Here is a 14,723-nt window from a genome sequence, read left to right on the forward strand (position 1 = left end):
CGCCGGAGCGGCTCGTTGTTCCCCTGTTTGTCCCGCGAGTTCGGACGCAGAGGCAGAATGACGAACATGGCATCTGCAACCATCTTCCACAATCAACGGTGCAACACCTCGCGGACTGTTCTCGGGCTCATCCGGGATGCCGGAATCGAACCCACCATCGTCAAGTACCTCGATACTCCGCCTACCCGATCCGAGCTGGAAAAACTCCTCGCCGACGCCGGCCTCGAGCCCAGTCAAGCGGTTCGCAAGCGCGAAACGCAGTACAAGGAACTCGGACTCGCCGACGCTTCCGAATCCGAGATCCTCGACGCGATGATCGAGCACCCAATTCTGATCGAACGCCCATTCGTCGTCACTGACAAGGGCACCGTGCTCGCGCGTCCGGCAGCCAAGGTGGAAGAGGTTCTCTGACAGCGTCTACTACTCAAAGCGGATCGCGGGCGATCGGACAGGACATACACCGCGGTCCGCCACGACCGGAGCCCAGTTCGGAACCCGCGATCCGCAAAACCTCGATACCCGAGGCCTCCAACCTGGCGTTCGTTTCGACGTTGCGCTCGTACGCGACAACGACGCCAGGTTCGACGGCCAACGTGTTGTTGCCGTCGTCCCACTGCTCACGCTCGGCCGTCACCGTGTCGAGTCCGGTGTCGATCACACGAAGTTTTCCGATTCCCATGGCGTCGGCCGCCGCTTCGAGGAACGGCGTCGCACCGCGGATACTCACACCGTCGTCTTCCTTACGCAGGGTGAACGCCGACAATGTGTCCTGGATGGCCGGGTACATGACGACCGCGTCGGCCTCGACCATCGTGCAGACCGTGTCGAGATGCATCGACGCTCGGCGTTGCTCGATTGGCACAACCAACACCGTGTGAGCGAGACCGTCGTCGAAGACACTGCGCGCCAATGCTTCTGCTCCAGCGGGTGACGTCCGCTCACCGACGCCGATTGCGATCACCCCCGGTGCGAGAAGCAGCACGTCCCCTCCCTCGACAGGAGCGGTGTGGGACTCGTACGCGCGGCGCACGCCCTTGAATCGAGGGTGATGGGCGTACACGAGATCAGTGATCGAGGATTCGCGAGCTCGCGCCGACAACGCCAAGGACGTGATGATCACCCGCGGCCCGACCCAGAACGACGAATCGCGGGTGAAGAGCAAATTGGGCAGGGGGTCGATCACGAAGTCACCGCCGTGATGCATCCTGCGCACCAACGAGGTCGAGTCGGCATCGATCGGCAGCTCGTCGAACGTCATTCCGGCAGTGAGGATCGACGACAGCTCCCCCGGCTCGACCTGTCGCAAGTACGCGGCCAGGTGTTGTCCGAGCGCGTGCCCGATCTTGCGTGCATCGACGGCAGCCGCGATTCCCTGGATCCTGGCTGCGCCACTGACCTCGAGTGCCTCGGTGAGGAGATCGGACAAGAGCAGTACCTCGACGCCGCGCTCACGAAGGACGGTCGCAAACTGATCGTGCTCTTCCTGCGCACGGTCCACCCACGGCAACGCGTCGAACAGCAGCTCGTCGTTGTTGCGCGGGGTCAACCGTTTCAACTCGTCGCCAGGCCGATGAAGAATGACCGATCGCAAGCGGCCCACCTCGGAATCGACACCGAGGGGGACGGAGCCAGAAGCGTTCATGAGTGAACACTAATCCCGTGGGCCCCACCCGGCAGGGAGAAGCAGCAGCCTTACCGGCCCGCGTAACGTCTAATCCGACGCAGGCGAGAGGACTACGGAATGGGCAGTACGGATCAAGCGGCGCTGAGCGGCGCCGGAATCGACAGGTTCACCGGACGCTGGGTCGGAGCTGGAGCCGGACATTTCCCAACCATCGACGACTTCGAGTACTCCGAGGAGATCGAGTTCGCGGCCACTCCGAAACCGTTTGTCACCTACTCGTCTCGCACTCGCGGGCTCCCCGACGGCCGACCGCTTCACATGGAATCGGGATACCTGCGCCCAACACCTGGTGGCGAGCTCGAACTGCTCGTCAGTCAACCCACCGGATTTGTCGAGATCCACCGCGGCACCCTCGACTCCGAAGGCACTCTCGCCTTGACCCGTCTCACGCTCGCAGCATCGCCCGACGCAAAGCCCGTTCGCGACGTCCGACGCGTCATGCGGGTCCAGGGCGACACGCTGACATACGACTTGTGGATGGCGCACGGCGACACCCCGCTGACGCATCACCTCCACGCCACTCTTCATCGGGCGACGGACCGGTAGTCGTCATGGAGATGCCGTCGTGGAAGGCAAAGGAACTGACGCCCGGCCAGCTCTCCGAGCGCAGCGGTGTGGCCGTCTCTGCCCTGCATTTCTACGAACGGGAAGGCCTCATCGTCAGTCGCCGGACCAGCGGCAACCAGCGTCGATACCAACGAGACACGCTTCGACGTGTCGCCTTCATCAGAATCTCGCAACGCGTCGGCATTCCGCTGTCGGAAATCCGGGAGGCCCTCGGCACACTGCCTGAAGGCCGGACCCCCAACCGCGCAGACTGGGAAAGGTTGTCGACCGGGTGGCGGCGCCACCTCGATCTACGCATCGAGCAGTTGGAACGCCTGCGTGACAACCTCACCGGTTGCATCGGTTGCGGGTGTCTCTCGCTGGAGGGGTGCGCCCTCGCCAACCCTCACGATCAACTCGCGTCCGCCGGCCCGGGTGCGCGCGTTCTGGAGGTCGATTTCGGCGCCGATTCAGGCGAGAAATGACTCCACGGCGTCCCGATCGCGCCCGAGTAAGTCCTCGACGGTCTTCTTCAGCAACTTCTCGATCTGGCCGCCGATAATCGGCATCTTCACTTCAGCCGTTCCGTCGACGACCAACCGCGTGCAGGACTCGGCGGCGGTGAGATCGAGCGTCGTCTCGATTCGGATCGGCAGTCCCTGCGCGATTCCAGTCACCGATCCTGCCGCACGTCCGTCCGACAGGGGTCCCCACCGATCGATCCGCTGCAGACCGAGTCGACTCGGCGCAACCTTCGCAACCAGGCTCGGGAGGGAGGCGGAGTCTATTTCCTCGGACACCGATACTTCGATGGATCCGTCCACTGCTGCGATGTCCGAGGTGGCATACAGATCACCCAGTCGTACTTTCCAATAACTCGGGTCTGTCAAAGTTCGATGAACGTCGTCGATCGGATAATTGAATTCGATATCGAAGTGGAAGCTCTTCGGCATGACCTTGGTCCCTATTTGATTAGATAACAGTCCCGACTGGGTTAATGCTCACCGCTTGAGCAATTTACCGAACTGGTCGTTCGCTTTTTGCATCACGAACTCGTAAGGCGGGGCAAACTTGCGCGCCCACCAGTATCCGAAACGGATGTCATTGGATGTGTAAACGAGATACTTGTTCTTCTCGATCCCCCGAACAATGCACGACGCTACCTTTTCCGGCGACACCGCGCGCTTCTCGAATCGGTGCGTGAGCTTTTCGACCCGCGGGTCATCCCTGTCGATACCCGCGATTTCCACGGTTCCCACCAAAGGCGTCTTCACCCCACCAGGCACAACAAGACTGACGCCGATGCCGTGCCGCTTCAGATCGAATCGCAGCACCTCGGAGACCCCGCGAAGGCCGAACTTGCTCGCACTGTAAGCAGCGTGCCACGGCAGGGCCAAGAGCCCCGCGGCCGACGACACGTTGACCAGGTGCCCACCCCTGCCTGCACGAATCATCGGCGGAACAAACGTCTCCATGACATGGATAGGCCCCATCAGATTGACGTCCACCATCGACTTCCAATGCCGATGTTCGAGGTTCTCAATAGTTCCCCAAGCTGAAATGCCGGCGATATTCATGACGACATCCATCGCAGAGAATTGAGTGTGAATCTCGGTACCGAATCTCACGACCTCGTCGTAGTCCGAGATATCGAGCGCCTTCGCCATGCTGACCGTGCCGCCGACGGCACCGACCATCGCGACAGTCTCCCCTAATCCGAGCTCATTGATATCGGTGAGAAACAATTCGGCACCAGCCTCGGATGCACGCAGCGCGGTTGCGCGTCCAATTCCACTACCAGCGCCGGTGATCAGACACTTCTTGCCGTCGAGCGACCTTACAGACATGGATGAACACTCCCCCGCACTCGTACTGTGGACATGCGGGAAAGTCTACGCACGCACGGTGCGGCCGCCTCGAAACTCGCAAGGCGACCAGCGAGTGCGGCCGCACTCCACAAATGTTCGGTGGGGACGACCGCACACAGCGCTACAGACGCTGCATCATCTGCTCCTGATAGCCCCTGACCGTACGGTCGAGTTCTTCCGCCGCTACATCGTCCCCACGCTTGCGCGCGTCGTGGGCGCGATCCTGAATTTCACGGATTGCGCGGCGCAGTTCGTCATCGCTCATCGTGTGTTTCATATCACAATTCTGCACCTGCCCAGAGGGTTTAGCTAGCACCGATCACGTTCCGGCAAACCGTTCAAGGTTCAACTCGGAAGTGACCCCCACGACATCACAAAGAAGCAGCCAAATTGCGACCCCAATCATTCAAACCCTGCCTGAACTGCAGTTTTTCAACCGAAACACTCTCGAAAAACCAGGCTAACGCTTAGCTAATATCGCAAAAACAGGCAAATGGTTTGATAAAGGTCATCTTAGCCAAGTACTGAAAGGTTCGAATAGCGCAACCGTAGCTGCGTATTTCCATGCGGCGGATACCCAATGTGCGCTGAGACATAGCTGAGCACTCGATGACCCTATGAATCGAATCTCGGACATATTTGACAACTACTCTACTAAACAGACTACGGTGAGCTACCGATCGGTTATCCGCGTGATACCGTAGGATTCACTGAACGGACAATTGCTAGCTAGAGAGGATTACGGGGCGGTTCACAATGGCTGACTTTGCAGAACGATTGAACAAACTGTTCGACAGTGTTCATCCTCCGGGGCGCAAACCCCACACCAATGCCGAGGTTGCGGCAGCGCTTATCGAAGACGGCCATCAGATCTCCAAGCCGTACATCTCGCAGCTCCGCTCGGGACAGCGCACCAATCCGTCCGACGAGACAGTCGCAGCATTCGCCAGGTTCTTCAAGGTGAAGCCCGACTACTTCTTCAACGACATCTACGCAGCCAAGATCGATCACGACCTCGAGCTGCTCTCGCAGCTCCAAGGCTACGGTCTTCGCCGCCTCTCGAGCCGTGCATTCGACCTCTCGGAAGAATCGCAGAATCTGCTCACCACGATGGCTGAAAAGCTTCGCGCGAGTGAAGGATTGCCAGAGGTTCCGCCTGACGCGTCACGCTGATGCGAAAGTACTGAAGTGGCGAGAGCGCTGAAATACCGAAATGACATGGAGTAGGTCGACTATGAACGTCGACCTACTTTTGTCGTTTCATCGAGTTCTTTCGCCAACAACAAGACCCAGCGGCGCGCCGACATCTTCTCCGGTGGTGCAATCCATCTGGTGTCCAACACATCCGAGGCCAACGGATCCGCGATCCACCCTGCCAGTATTCCCGCATGTGCAGTGACCGCCCGTGGCGGTTCCTGTCCACCGACGTCGAACATACCGGCGCCGGACTGGATGTACATTGCATCCATGATCTGGGCGATCATGTCCGATGCTCGCAGCACAGACGTACTTCCAGCACTGTCCGCGTCGACAACCTCGGGGAATCGCTTGACGAGGAGCGCGTGCATCCGCCGCAGACGATACAAATCCCGTCGTGCGCGCAACCAGGTCTCGAGAAGCACCCACGTGATGCCCAGCGCTATAAGAACACTCGACGCAGCGATGAACCAAACACCTGCGCCCGTCCAGACATCCGATTCGAGTGCCCCTGTGCCACCGATCGATTCGACCAGCATCACGACGACCACGACAAGCAGGATCGACGAACCCGTCACGATCAATGCGATACCGCGACCCAACGGCGCCCACGCGACGTGTCGTAGACCCGTCGAAATAACAAGGGACAGAGCGACGATGACAAAGATCAGAGCCGGCGCCGGGTAACCGAAAAGAACCGCGATCGCCACCAGCAGCCCCACCGAGTACAGCACCGTGGCGAGACCGCGCATCGCTGGACGCGACATCACCGGCCAAGCAGACACGGCGCCGACTGCGCTGGACGCAGACAACGCTGTCCACAAGACGATGACGATCATCGCCGCGGCATGCTGCTCCGGCGCAATGCGATCGACGATGTCCCACACCGCCGGCACCATGACCGTCGAGGACAACGCGACCGAGAAGCCTGCAAAGACCATCGACATTCGCAAAGGCGTAGCGGTGCGCGCGACAACTCGCCCCAGTCTCGCGCCGGCTGCAACCCAGACGAGAAGGGCCACAGCCCAAAAGATCATCCGATCGCCTCGTCGTACCGCAACACCGACAGGGGTGTTCCACGGCCACTCATCGTTCGCAGACGCATGATCAACATGGACGCAAACGTTTCGGCTTCCCACTCCGCGATGTCATCCACCGGCACGGGCTCGTTGCGCCGCAAAGAGCGTTGGCTCAGCATGTACGCGATCAAATCGTCACTGACTTCGAGCGTCGCCTCGGCGATCTCGGCGCCCTCGTGACGAAACACTATGTGCCCCAACTCGTGTGCCAGGGTTCGCTCGACATTGGGCAGTCCGGGAGCCAAGACGATGACATCGTGATCGTCGTAGGCTCGACGCTGACCGCACACTCCGGTGGCGAGCGGGGTTTCCAGATCGATCTCGATCGGGCGACCACGCTCGCGGGCGACTGTCTGCACCACCGTCAGCAGTGACACGGCCTCCGACGACGCTGCTGCGTCACATACGGCATCCACCGCAGCCAGAACGCGGCGATGTGAACGTCTGTCCGGCACGACTCACGCACCTCCCTGTGATCCGGGTGCCAAGAACTCGGCACGTGCGGCAGCCATACGCGCCTTCTGCAGCGATGCTCCGCGGAAAGTCATTGCTCCCGCACCAGCCGCAACGACCGCCATCCCGCCCACACCGCCGGCGACGGCGGCAGCGTTGAGAATCGGTGGAAGCCCTTGAGTGAACGCCGTCGGAAATGCCTGCGGGTTGTCACTGGGAGTCGCGACGTTCGGAGTATTCGACGGTACCTGGGGAGCTACGGGTGCCGGTGCGGCCAGGATCTCGGGGACCGATGGTGCTTCGACTGCGCCCGGCGCTGCGTTCGCCGGTCCACCGGAAGCGGGTGCAGGTGCTCCGCCACCCGCTGACGGTCCCTGCGGATCAGACGGCCCCGCCGGCGGAGCCGCTACCGCGGGCGACTGCTCGGAACTCGGCTGCGATTCGGAGGGAGACTGCGTATCGGAGGGAGACTGCGTCTCGGAGGGTGCTTCACTCGAAGAATTTTCAGCCGGCGAGGTCGCAGGCGTGACCGAGGAAGTGTCGCTTGGCCGAAACACCGAGGAACTGGCGGAGGTTTCGGTCGTCGTGGGCTCAGTCGTCGTCGTGGTCGGCTCGGTCGTCGTGGGCTCAGTCGTCGTCGTGGTCGGCTCGGTCGTCGTCGTGGTCGGCTCAGTCGTCGTCGTGGTCGGCTCAGTCGTCGTCGTCGTGGGCTCGGCCGTCGTCGTGGTCGGCTCGGTCGTCGTCGTGGTCGGCTCGGTCGTCGTCGTGGTCGGCTCAGTCGTCGTGGTCGTCGGTACTACCGTCGTTCCGCAGTTGTGGTGGTGACAATGCCAGCCGTAATTGCCGTTGCCGCCACCGTTGTTGCCGTTGCCGCCGCCGTTGTTGCCGTAATTGCCGTTGCCGTTGCCGTTGTTTCCATCGCCGTTATTGCCACCGGGTTGGGCGGCGACGATGGCGGGGAAGACCGATACGGCAAGGACGCCGATTCCCATCAGGCACATCACAGCAACAAGCATCATCGCTAGCCGTCGTGGCTGGCTCATCGACGTTCCTCCCCGACATATACGTCCCACCTGCGGAAACTGCAGCGGACTCACCGTGCCTATCGCAGCGGACAGACCCTCGTTACATTTCCGGCAAACATGTATCCGCCCAAGGATCATCCCTCACTTGGAAGCTCAACGGTCCAGATCAGCGGTCGCAATCGTATGAAACGGCGCACACTCAGACCGAATCTTCGCAATTCGGGCAGGCCCTGAAAATGCAGGAAGGGTCGTTCAACTTTCGTTGAAAGACCCTTTTTCCTGGTACTTCTTGGTGGAGCTGAGGGGAATCGAACCCCTGACCTCTTCGATGCGAACGAAGCGCGCTACCAACTGCGCCACAGCCCCGTGCCACCGCCTCAGCGGTGCTCGGCAACTCTAACAGGAACTATTACTCCCGCTGGAATCACCCGACACGAACTTTCGGCCCAACAAGATCGACCCAGAAGATCACTGACCGGATGCGCGACGCATCTCGGTGTGCCTGACCTCTTCTTCGTAGTGGTCCAAGTGATCGAACACCGGATCTTCGTCGTCGACCTCGAGGACAACCGCTCCGGGCCGACGCAGTCGCGCAGGAATCAGTCGCAACTCTTCGTCGGTGTGCGATTCAACCCCGAGTCGCGATCGGTTGAGGCGTTCGGTGCGACGGCGGCGAATCTCCTGCTCGATCCGAACCTGCCGACGCAAGTACGCCATGTACCCGCCGAGGCCGCACACGGTCAGCGCAAACAACCACCACACCATCGGCGAGATGATCAATGCGAGAGCGCCCGAAAGAATTGCGACGAACGCAAGTCCCAGCAATGTCCGCTGACGGAAGGCATACCGCGCCTCCCGTGCGATGGCATCCGCTTCGGGGTCGAACCCGCCTCGGCCGCGCCTGACGGGAACAAATTCTCCCACCGGTGCACGACCGCCGGCGTAATCGTCTTCTGCGTGAGTGTCCATCTGGTCCTCCGCGTCGTAGCTGCTGCGCACTGGTTCTGGTTGCCAGTTCGGATCGCTTCGATGTCCTGCTGCCGGCCCGCGCTGAACAGGGTTGCTGTCGCCGCGGTGGAGTACTCGAGTCGCGAGCGCCGCGTCACTCGTCTGCCGGATCCTGGGACGCTTGTTGACAAGCATCGGCACCAGGACGAACAGCCACACGGCCACCAGCCCGATCCACACGAATGAGCTAGGCATGCCGCGGCCTCCTCCCGATCACCTACCAGCACCTATGCCAGCCGTTGACGAGTCAAGGTTAACGGCCGACGCCCTCGCATCGTTGCCGACGCGCCGAACCCCACCATACTCATGTGTCACACGCGTACCGAACTGAACTTCCGGTTCAGTCCCAAAAGTCTCAAGTTCTAGTTGAATCAAATATCACAATTTTCCGACCAAAAGTAGGACTACTCAGCGGTAACTGCTGTTTAGCTCGCGTTTCTCACGCTCTTGACGCCGTCTTCGTCACACCCACGAAGCGCGTCCGGACCGCACCAATCTGTCGACGACGGTGGTGGGTACTTCCTCGATGGTCATTCCGACCAGAAGATGATCGCGCCATTGGCCGTCGACATCGAGATAGCGCTTGAGGAGACCTTCCTCCCGGAACCCCACATTTCGTAGGACTGCGCGACTCGAAGCGTTCTCCGGGCGAACAGTGGCCTCCACTCGATGCAGACCGACCTTCGAGAATGCGTGATCGAGTGTGAGCGCAACGGCCGCTGTGGCAACGCCCCCACCGGTGACGTGCGAGGCGACCCAATAGCCCACCCAGGCGGACCGCAGAGCGCCGCGCACCACATTTCCGATGGTCACCTGCCCGCAGTACTTCCCGTCGAGTTCGATCACCAGGGGAAGGATCCTGCCCTTGCGCGCTTCGGAGCGAAGATTTCCGCACAGGGACGGCCAGACAGTCATGTGGTGGCGAGCATCCCATGGCGATTCTCCGGTGGGCTCCCACGGCTCGAGGTGCTCGCGATCGCGAATTCGGAGGCGACTCCACACAGCAGCGTCACGAAGTTTGACGGGGCGGACGGTCACCACTCCCGCGGGCACTCGCAGCGGGCCGAGATCTTCCGGCCATCCTGGATGGACTGACATCACACCCCACTCGGGTCGGCGTTACCCACGTTGGGCGAGAAAGGCTACGTCGACTTCTTCACCGATGTGCACTTCGGTGACGTCTCGATCGACAAGAACCAGGCAATTGGCTTCCGCCAAGGTCGCGAGGAGATGTGAGGACGCGCCGGGTGCACCGCCGAGGGCCTGCACCAGGTACTCACCCGTCGCTTCGTCACGCATCAGCTGACCACGCAGGAAACCCTTGCGATCGGCAATCGACGTGATCGTTCCCACCGTGCGCGCCTTCACTACTCGTCGCAGCGGTTGGCGGCGTCCCAGCGCGATTCTGATCAGCGGGCGAACCATGACTTCGAATACCACCAGTGCGCTGACCGGGTTGGACGGCAGGAGGAAGGTCGGGACCTCGTCGCGTCCCAGCTGGCCGAAGCCTTGGACTGATCCCGGATGCATGGCAACGCGCTCGACTTCGAGTGTCCCCAGATCGGCCAGCGCCTCACGAACTTCGTCGGACGCTCCGCCGCCCACTGCACCGGCGATGACAACGATTTCCGAGCGAATCAGCTGACCCTCGACTACTTCACGAAGACGACGCGAGTCGTTGCCTGCGATTCCCACGCGGTTGACGTCGGCACCAGCATCGCGCGCCGCGGCGGCGAGAGCATACGAATTGACGTCGTAGACCTGACCAGGCCCCGGCGTGCGATCCACGTCGACGAGCTCTCCACCGACACTGATGACGGAGAGGCGCGGACGCGGATGGACGAGCACTTTGTCGCGGCCGACCGCGGCAAGCAACCCGACCTGTGCGGCTCCGATGATGGTGCCTGCTCGAACGGCGACATCACCCGGTTGGACGTCGTCACCTGCACGGCGAACGTAATCGCCCGAACGCACCGGCTCGAAGATCCGAACGCGAGCGCGACCACCGTCGGTGTTCTCGAGCGGAAGAACTGCGTCGGCCAGCGTGGGCAACGGCGCGCCGGTGTCGACTCGGACGGCCTGACGCGGTTGCAGCCGGATCGGTTGGCGTGAGCCCGCCGTCACCTCGCCGACCACCGGCAAGCTGAGGTCCGTGGGCTCGCCGTCCTCGCCTCGGAGATCGGCTCCCGCGCCGGCGACATCGACACTGCGAACCGCGTAACCGTCGATGGCAGCTTGATCGAATCCTGGCAATGGGCGTTCGGTCACCACTTCCTCGGCACACAGCAGTCCCTGCGCCTCAGAGATGGCGACCCGAACCGGACGGGGTGCCACTGCAGCAGCGGTAACCCTGGTCTGCTGCTCCTCAACCGACCGCATCTGGTCCGCGTCCTCCTGTGTCTGGAAATTCGGTGATATCCGTCAGCTCATGATGCCTGCCTTCGAAAAAGGACAAGCACATTGATACTGCGTTATCGGGCGATCAACCACCGTGGCGACACGCTCAGCGGTCGAGCCGATCCGCGAGCCACTTGCGCAAGGACGGGCCGTAGTCGTCACTGTCGAGCGCCAGGTCAACCGAAGCGCGGAGGTACCCGCCGGGGTTGCCCAGGTCATGACGTGTTCCGCGGTGCACAACCACATGAACCGGATGGCCCTCGGAAATCAGGAGCGCGATGGCGTCGGTGAGTTGCAACTCACCGCCGGCTCCCGGCTTGATGCGACGAAGTGCGTCGAAGATCGCACGGTCGAGCAGGTAGCGACCCGCCGCGGCAAAGGTCGACGGGGCATCCTCCACAGCCGGTTTCTCGACCATGCCGACGACCTTGAGTACATCGGGATTGACCGCGTCGGGAACGATCTCGACGTCGAAGACGCCGTAAGCACTGACCGCATCTTTGGGGACGTCGATTGCACAGAGAACCGACCCTCCGCGCTTGGCCCGAACTCGCGCCATGATCTCCAGAACTCCACGCGGTAGTACGAGATCGTCGGGCAGAAGGACCGCGATGGCATCCTCGTCGTCGTCGAGAACCGACTCGACACAACCGACTGCATGCCCGAGCCCGAGGGGCTGTTCCTGAATCACGGAATCGACTTCGAGCAAACCGGGCGCTTTGCGCACCTTTGCCAGGGCAGCAAGTTTTCCGCTTGCTTCCAGCTTGCTTTCGAGCACGAGATCCTCGACGAAGTGAGCAACGACTCCGTCTTTGCCCGGGGACGTCACGATGACGAGCCGCTCGGCTCCCGAGTCCGCGGCTTCACCTGCCACCAGTTCGATACCCGGTGTGTCCACGACCGGCAGCAATTCTTTCGGAACCGTCTTGGTGGCAGGCAGGAAACGCGTACCAAGCCCGGCTGCGGGAACCACGGCCGTACGGAAGGCCCTCGTGCTGCTAGCGACAACGTCTGTCATGCCAACACCTTAGCCGCCGCTTGTTACCGCTCGGTCAGCAAGACGAATATCGTTGCGGGGTGACACCTCGGACGAAAGCGCAATGGCGACAAATCGCACTCGCAGCCCGTGAAGCAGTCTCGGAGCACACTCGAAACACGGAAACTGCGGCGTTGATCACGCACCTACGTTCGGTGATCGTCGAAGGGTCAACAGTGTGTGCGTACGTCCCCACTCGCACCGAACCCGGATCCACCGACTTGCTCGACGCCGTTGCCGAGATCGCCCAGCGTGTACTACTTCCGATCACCGGGGAGCCCGGACCGTTGTCCTGGGTGCAGTACAGCGGCGCCGACGGTTTGCGCCCGGCGAAGTACGGAATTCGGGAGCCCGTCGGACCCGTCCTGCCACCGGAAACCCTGTCCGAGGTGGAATGCATGCTGATCCCTGCACTTGCGGTGGACTTTCGCGGAACACGCCTCGGCCGTGGCGCAGGCTTCTACGACCGCACGCTCGGGTCGGTCGGCCTGCAGACTCGGTTGGTGGCCCTCGTCAGGGACTCCGAACTCGTCGAGACCTTGCCGGCAGACGACCACGACATTCCCATGGGCTGGGCATTGACGCCGGGCGGCGGCCTCACACGGCTTCAACACCAGTGATCTGGGGGGAATAGATCCCTGATTAGCACTGTTGGCACTGTCACTTGTAGAGTGCTAAAGGCTGCGGTGTAAATACGCGGCTGCTCGAACATCACAGTGCGGAGGAAGCCCGGTGCCCACCTACTCATACGCATGTACGGAATGTGACAACCGTTTCGACATCGTCCAGTCCTTCAGCGAAGATTCGCTGACGGTCTGCCCAGCCTGCTCAGGCAAGCTCCGCAAGCTGTTCAACTCTGTTGGCATCGTGTTCAAGGGCAGCGGCTTCTACCGCACCGACAGCCGCGGCGGCTCCGGAACAGCGAGCGAGCCTGCCAAGAGTGATTCGGCACCCGCCGCGAAGTCCGAGTCCAAGTCGGATTCCTCTTCGACCTCGAGTTCGTCGACCAGCACGCCGGCGCCCGCGAAGGCTGCCGCAAGCTGATTTCCACAACCTCCGGGTTGTCCACAGGTTCACATCGTTAGGGCCGGAAGCACCGCTTCCGGCCCTAACGTGCATGAATGCCGTCAGTACGCTCTCGTTCGCCGAGGCGCTCCAATCCATTGCGCGCCCAGCTCGATCTCACGCCGAACACCTTCGATCGCGTCGTCGAACTGACACGCGGCACACGATTGCGCTCGGCGACCATCCGCAAGATCGCAGCCGTTGTCCTGGCCGCACTCGGCGTTGTTCTTTTCTTTCGAGGCGATCCCGCGACCGACACCGTCGCCGTAGTTGTCTCGAGTCGCGATCTCACTCCGGGGCGTGTGATCGCGGATTCGGATGTCGAGATCCGCGAGATCGACTCGAATCACCTTCCCGAAGGAGTTGTCTCCAATACTGACCTGGTAGTCGGGAGAACCGTTGCCGGCCCGATTCGCTCCGGAGAAACCGTCACCGACGTCCGCGTTCTCAGCCCACGGCTGGCCGGGTTGTCGGTAGGAACCGACGACGCCCGCATCGTTCCCGTTCGACTCGCCGATGCGGCCGTTGCAGACATCTTGCGCAGCGGCGATGTCGTCGACGTCCTGACTGTCGGCCCAGACACACCCCACCCCGACACACCCAACGAATCAATTGCCGACAAGGCCCCGCAGATTCTTGCCGCGGGGGCGGTCGTCGCGCTGGTCACCACGTCGGAAAGTACACGTAACCAGCAGGAACAGGTGATTCTGCTGGCTCTGCCGACACCGGCAGCCAACGTCGTAGCCGCGGCGTCCCTGTCCAATGCGATCACCGTGACATTCCGCTGACCACACAAAGCCGCCGAAGCTCCTCTAGGATTTTTCCAGTCGGTTCGGTATCAACGGACCATCTGGCACTTGCCATCGGAGACTCGAGGGGACACCGACATGCTCAAGGGATTCAAGGATTTCCTGCTTCGCGGAAACGTGCTCGACCTGGCCGTCGCAGTGGTCATCGGCGCAGCCTTCACCGCCATCGTCACGGCATTCACCAGCAACATCATCAACCCACTCATCGCTTCGATCGGCGGCGGCAACGAATACGGGTGGGGCATTCAGCTGACGGGTGACACCTCTGAGACGTTCCTGAACTTCGGCGCAGTGGTCACCGCGATCATCAACTTCGTCATCATCGCAGCGGTCGTTTACTTCGTGCTCATCGTTCCCGCGAATGCGGCGAAGAAGAAGTTCGTCTCCGAGCCCGAGGACAAGGAAGCCAGCGAAACCGATCTGCTCATCCAGATCCGCGACATCCTCTCTGCCAATGCCAGTGGCGCCGACACGGGAGCGCACGCCAAGACCCTCGAATAGGCAGTGCCCACAGAACAAATCAGGCCCTCGGACATTGTGTCCGGGGCCTGATTTC

General features: G+C 61.6%; 20 protein-coding genes and 1 tRNA gene. 10 read left to right on the forward strand and 11 right to left on the reverse strand.

All coding sequences use genetic code 11. The features are described from left to right. The first annotated feature begins 57 nt into the window (after positions 1-57). Entirely contained in the window at positions 58-411 is a 354-nt protein-coding gene (gene arsC, locus QM716_RS01975; RefSeq protein WP_283302017.1) for an arsenate reductase (glutaredoxin), read from the forward strand. A 13-nt stretch (positions 412-424) separates the two neighbouring features. Here the strand turns inward: arsC and arcA are convergent, their stop codons facing one another. Beyond that, positions 425-1,642, reverse strand: coding sequence for an arginine deiminase (gene arcA, locus QM716_RS01980; protein ID WP_283302019.1), 1,218 nt, complete (start codon positions 1,640-1,642; stop codon positions 425-427). A 99-nt stretch (positions 1,643-1,741) separates the two neighbouring features. Between arcA and QM716_RS01985 the strand changes: the two genes are divergently transcribed. Next, a complete protein-coding gene (locus QM716_RS01985) occupies positions 1,742-2,230 on the forward strand; it encodes a heme-binding beta-barrel domain-containing protein (protein ID WP_283302021.1) in 489 nt (162 codons plus the stop codon). 5 nt (positions 2,231-2,235) lie between these two features. Further along, positions 2,236-2,715 carry a redox-sensitive transcriptional activator SoxR gene (gene soxR / locus QM716_RS01990; protein ID WP_050654499.1) on the forward strand — a complete coding sequence of 160 codons (480 nt, stop codon included), beginning with the start codon at positions 2,236-2,238 and terminating at the stop codon, positions 2,713-2,715. Here soxR and QM716_RS01995 read toward each other — a convergent pair. The 3 genes from QM716_RS01995 to QM716_RS02005 form a co-directional block, all read right to left on the reverse strand. Next, positions 2,701-3,183, reverse strand: a complete 483-nt coding sequence (locus tag QM716_RS01995; RefSeq protein WP_283302024.1) for a DUF2505 domain-containing protein — start codon at positions 3,181-3,183, stop codon at positions 2,701-2,703. The genes soxR and QM716_RS01995 overlap by 15 nt on opposite strands. Before the next feature lie 48 nt (positions 3,184-3,231). After that, complete coding sequence (locus QM716_RS02000) at positions 3,232-4,077, reverse strand: SDR family oxidoreductase (RefSeq protein ID WP_283302027.1); 846 nt, start codon at positions 4,075-4,077, stop codon at positions 3,232-3,234. A gap of 142 nt (positions 4,078-4,219) precedes the next feature. Beyond that, complete coding sequence (locus tag QM716_RS02005; RefSeq protein WP_166813907.1) at positions 4,220-4,375, reverse strand: hypothetical protein; 156 nt, start codon at positions 4,373-4,375, stop codon at positions 4,220-4,222. A 479-nt stretch (positions 4,376-4,854) separates the two neighbouring features. On the opposite strand from QM716_RS02005, the gene QM716_RS02010 reads away from it, so the two are divergent. Beyond that, positions 4,855-5,271, forward strand: coding sequence for a helix-turn-helix domain-containing protein (locus QM716_RS02010; protein ID WP_003946231.1), 417 nt, complete (start codon positions 4,855-4,857; stop codon positions 5,269-5,271). A gap of 59 nt (positions 5,272-5,330) precedes the next feature. Here the strand turns inward: QM716_RS02010 and QM716_RS02015 are convergent, their stop codons facing one another. Both QM716_RS02015 and QM716_RS02020 read right to left on the reverse strand, forming a co-directional pair. Continuing rightward, the gene (locus QM716_RS02015; RefSeq protein ID WP_283302031.1) at positions 5,331-6,332 is read right to left on the reverse strand and encodes a hypothetical protein; all 1,002 of its coding nucleotides are present in this window, start codon (positions 6,330-6,332) and stop codon (positions 5,331-5,333) included. Continuing rightward, on the reverse strand, positions 6,329-6,829 hold the full coding sequence (locus QM716_RS02020; RefSeq protein ID WP_283302033.1) for a M78 family metallopeptidase domain-containing protein: 501 nt from the start codon (positions 6,827-6,829) through the stop codon (positions 6,329-6,331). Before QM716_RS02020 ends, QM716_RS02015 begins: the two co-directional genes overlap by 4 nt. A 178-nt stretch (positions 6,830-7,007) precedes the next feature. Here QM716_RS02020 and QM716_RS02025 point away from each other — a divergent pair, with 178 nt between their 5' ends. Both QM716_RS02025 and QM716_RS02030 read left to right on the forward strand, forming a co-directional pair. Beyond that, on the forward strand, positions 7,008-7,652 hold the full coding sequence (locus tag QM716_RS02025) for a hypothetical protein (RefSeq protein ID WP_283302036.1): 645 nt from the start codon (positions 7,008-7,010) through the stop codon (positions 7,650-7,652). Positions 7,653-7,654: 2 nt separating this feature from the next. Beyond that, positions 7,655-7,852, forward strand: a complete 198-nt coding sequence (locus tag QM716_RS02030; RefSeq protein WP_283302039.1) for a hypothetical protein — start codon at positions 7,655-7,657, stop codon at positions 7,850-7,852. Between the two features lie 290 nt (positions 7,853-8,142). Here QM716_RS02030 and QM716_RS02035 read toward each other — a convergent pair. The 5 genes from QM716_RS02035 to QM716_RS02055 all read right to left on the reverse strand — a co-directional run bounded on the left by QM716_RS02035 (position 8,143) and on the right by QM716_RS02055 (position 12,275). Next, a tRNA-Ala gene (locus QM716_RS02035) sits at positions 8,143-8,218 on the reverse strand. A 102-nt stretch (positions 8,219-8,320) separates the two neighbouring features. Further along, positions 8,321-9,055, reverse strand: coding sequence for a divisome protein SepX/GlpR (gene sepX / locus QM716_RS02040; RefSeq protein WP_095971057.1), 735 nt, complete (start codon positions 9,053-9,055; stop codon positions 8,321-8,323). 267 nt (positions 9,056-9,322) lie between these two features. Next, entirely contained in the window at positions 9,323-9,958 is a 636-nt protein-coding gene (locus tag QM716_RS02045; RefSeq protein ID WP_283302041.1) for a GNAT family N-acetyltransferase, read from the reverse strand. Between the two features lie 21 nt (positions 9,959-9,979). Then, positions 9,980-11,239 carry a molybdotransferase-like divisome protein Glp gene (gene glp, locus QM716_RS02050; protein ID WP_283302043.1) on the reverse strand — a complete coding sequence of 420 codons (1,260 nt, stop codon included), beginning with the start codon at positions 11,237-11,239 and terminating at the stop codon, positions 9,980-9,982. A 124-nt stretch (positions 11,240-11,363) separates the two neighbouring features. After that, the gene (locus QM716_RS02055) at positions 11,364-12,275 is read right to left on the reverse strand and encodes a UTP--glucose-1-phosphate uridylyltransferase (RefSeq protein ID WP_019744725.1); all 912 of its coding nucleotides are present in this window, start codon (positions 12,273-12,275) and stop codon (positions 11,364-11,366) included. Between the two features lie 59 nt (positions 12,276-12,334). Between QM716_RS02055 and QM716_RS02060 the strand changes: the two genes are divergently transcribed. The 4 genes from QM716_RS02060 (at position 12,335) to mscL (ending at position 14,668) form a co-directional block, all read left to right on the forward strand. Next, on the forward strand, positions 12,335-12,913 hold the full coding sequence (locus QM716_RS02060; protein WP_283302046.1) for a 5-formyltetrahydrofolate cyclo-ligase: 579 nt from the start codon (positions 12,335-12,337) through the stop codon (positions 12,911-12,913). 112 nt (positions 12,914-13,025) lie between these two features. Further along, a complete protein-coding gene (locus QM716_RS02065; RefSeq protein WP_003946378.1) occupies positions 13,026-13,337 on the forward strand; it encodes an FmdB family zinc ribbon protein in 312 nt (103 codons plus the stop codon). A gap of 77 nt (positions 13,338-13,414) precedes the next feature. Further along, a complete protein-coding gene (locus QM716_RS02070; RefSeq protein WP_283302049.1) occupies positions 13,415-14,146 on the forward strand; it encodes an SAF domain-containing protein in 732 nt (243 codons plus the stop codon). A gap of 99 nt (positions 14,147-14,245) precedes the next feature. Continuing rightward, a complete protein-coding gene (gene mscL, locus QM716_RS02075; protein ID WP_283302051.1) occupies positions 14,246-14,668 on the forward strand; it encodes a large conductance mechanosensitive channel protein MscL in 423 nt (140 codons plus the stop codon). Positions 14,669-14,723 lie beyond the last annotated feature (55 nt).

This window comes from Rhodococcus sp. IEGM 1409 (genome assembly GCF_030056735.1).
In the GTDB taxonomy this organism is placed as follows: domain Bacteria; phylum Actinomycetota; class Actinomycetes; order Mycobacteriales; family Mycobacteriaceae; genus Rhodococcus_F.

What these genes read in the sequence shown, in the direction of transcription:
- soxR (WP_050654499.1), top strand. Translation starts at nt 2,236, where the DNA reads ATGGAGATGCCGTCGTGGAAGGCAAAGGAACTGACGCCCGGCCAGCTC.
- QM716_RS02015 (WP_283302031.1), bottom strand. Translation starts at nt 6,332, where the DNA reads ATGATCTTTTGGGCTGTGGCCCTTCTCGTCTGGGTTGCAGCCGGCGCG.
- QM716_RS02045 (WP_283302041.1), bottom strand. Translation starts at nt 9,958, where the DNA reads ATGTCAGTCCATCCAGGATGGCCGGAAGATCTCGGCCCGCTGCGAGTG.
- QM716_RS01985 (WP_283302021.1), top strand. Translation starts at nt 1,742, where the DNA reads ATGGGCAGTACGGATCAAGCGGCGCTGAGCGGCGCCGGAATCGACAGG.
- arcA (WP_283302019.1), bottom strand. Translation starts at nt 1,642, where the DNA reads ATGAACGCTTCTGGCTCCGTCCCCCTCGGTGTCGATTCCGAGGTGGGC.
- QM716_RS01995 (WP_283302024.1), bottom strand. Translation starts at nt 3,183, where the DNA reads ATGCCGAAGAGCTTCCACTTCGATATCGAATTCAATTATCCGATCGAC.
- QM716_RS02055 (WP_019744725.1), bottom strand. Translation starts at nt 12,275, where the DNA reads ATGACAGACGTTGTCGCTAGCAGCACGAGGGCCTTCCGTACGGCCGTG.
- QM716_RS02005 (WP_166813907.1), bottom strand. Translation starts at nt 4,375, where the DNA reads ATGAAACACACGATGAGCGATGACGAACTGCGCCGCGCAATCCGTGAA.
- glp (WP_283302043.1), bottom strand. Translation starts at nt 11,239, where the DNA reads ATGCGGTCGGTTGAGGAGCAGCAGACCAGGGTTACCGCTGCTGCAGTG.
- QM716_RS02000 (WP_283302027.1), bottom strand. Translation starts at nt 4,077, where the DNA reads ATGTCTGTAAGGTCGCTCGACGGCAAGAAGTGTCTGATCACCGGCGCT.
- arsC (WP_283302017.1), top strand. Translation starts at nt 58, where the DNA reads ATGACGAACATGGCATCTGCAACCATCTTCCACAATCAACGGTGCAAC.
- mscL (WP_283302051.1), top strand. Translation starts at nt 14,246, where the DNA reads ATGCTCAAGGGATTCAAGGATTTCCTGCTTCGCGGAAACGTGCTCGAC.
- sepX (WP_095971057.1), bottom strand. Translation starts at nt 9,055, where the DNA reads ATGCCTAGCTCATTCGTGTGGATCGGGCTGGTGGCCGTGTGGCTGTTC.
- QM716_RS02030 (WP_283302039.1), top strand. Translation starts at nt 7,655, where the DNA reads ATGCCAGCCGTAATTGCCGTTGCCGCCACCGTTGTTGCCGTTGCCGCC.
- QM716_RS02070 (WP_283302049.1), top strand. Translation starts at nt 13,415, where the DNA reads ATGCCGTCAGTACGCTCTCGTTCGCCGAGGCGCTCCAATCCATTGCGC.
- QM716_RS02010 (WP_003946231.1), top strand. Translation starts at nt 4,855, where the DNA reads ATGGCTGACTTTGCAGAACGATTGAACAAACTGTTCGACAGTGTTCAT.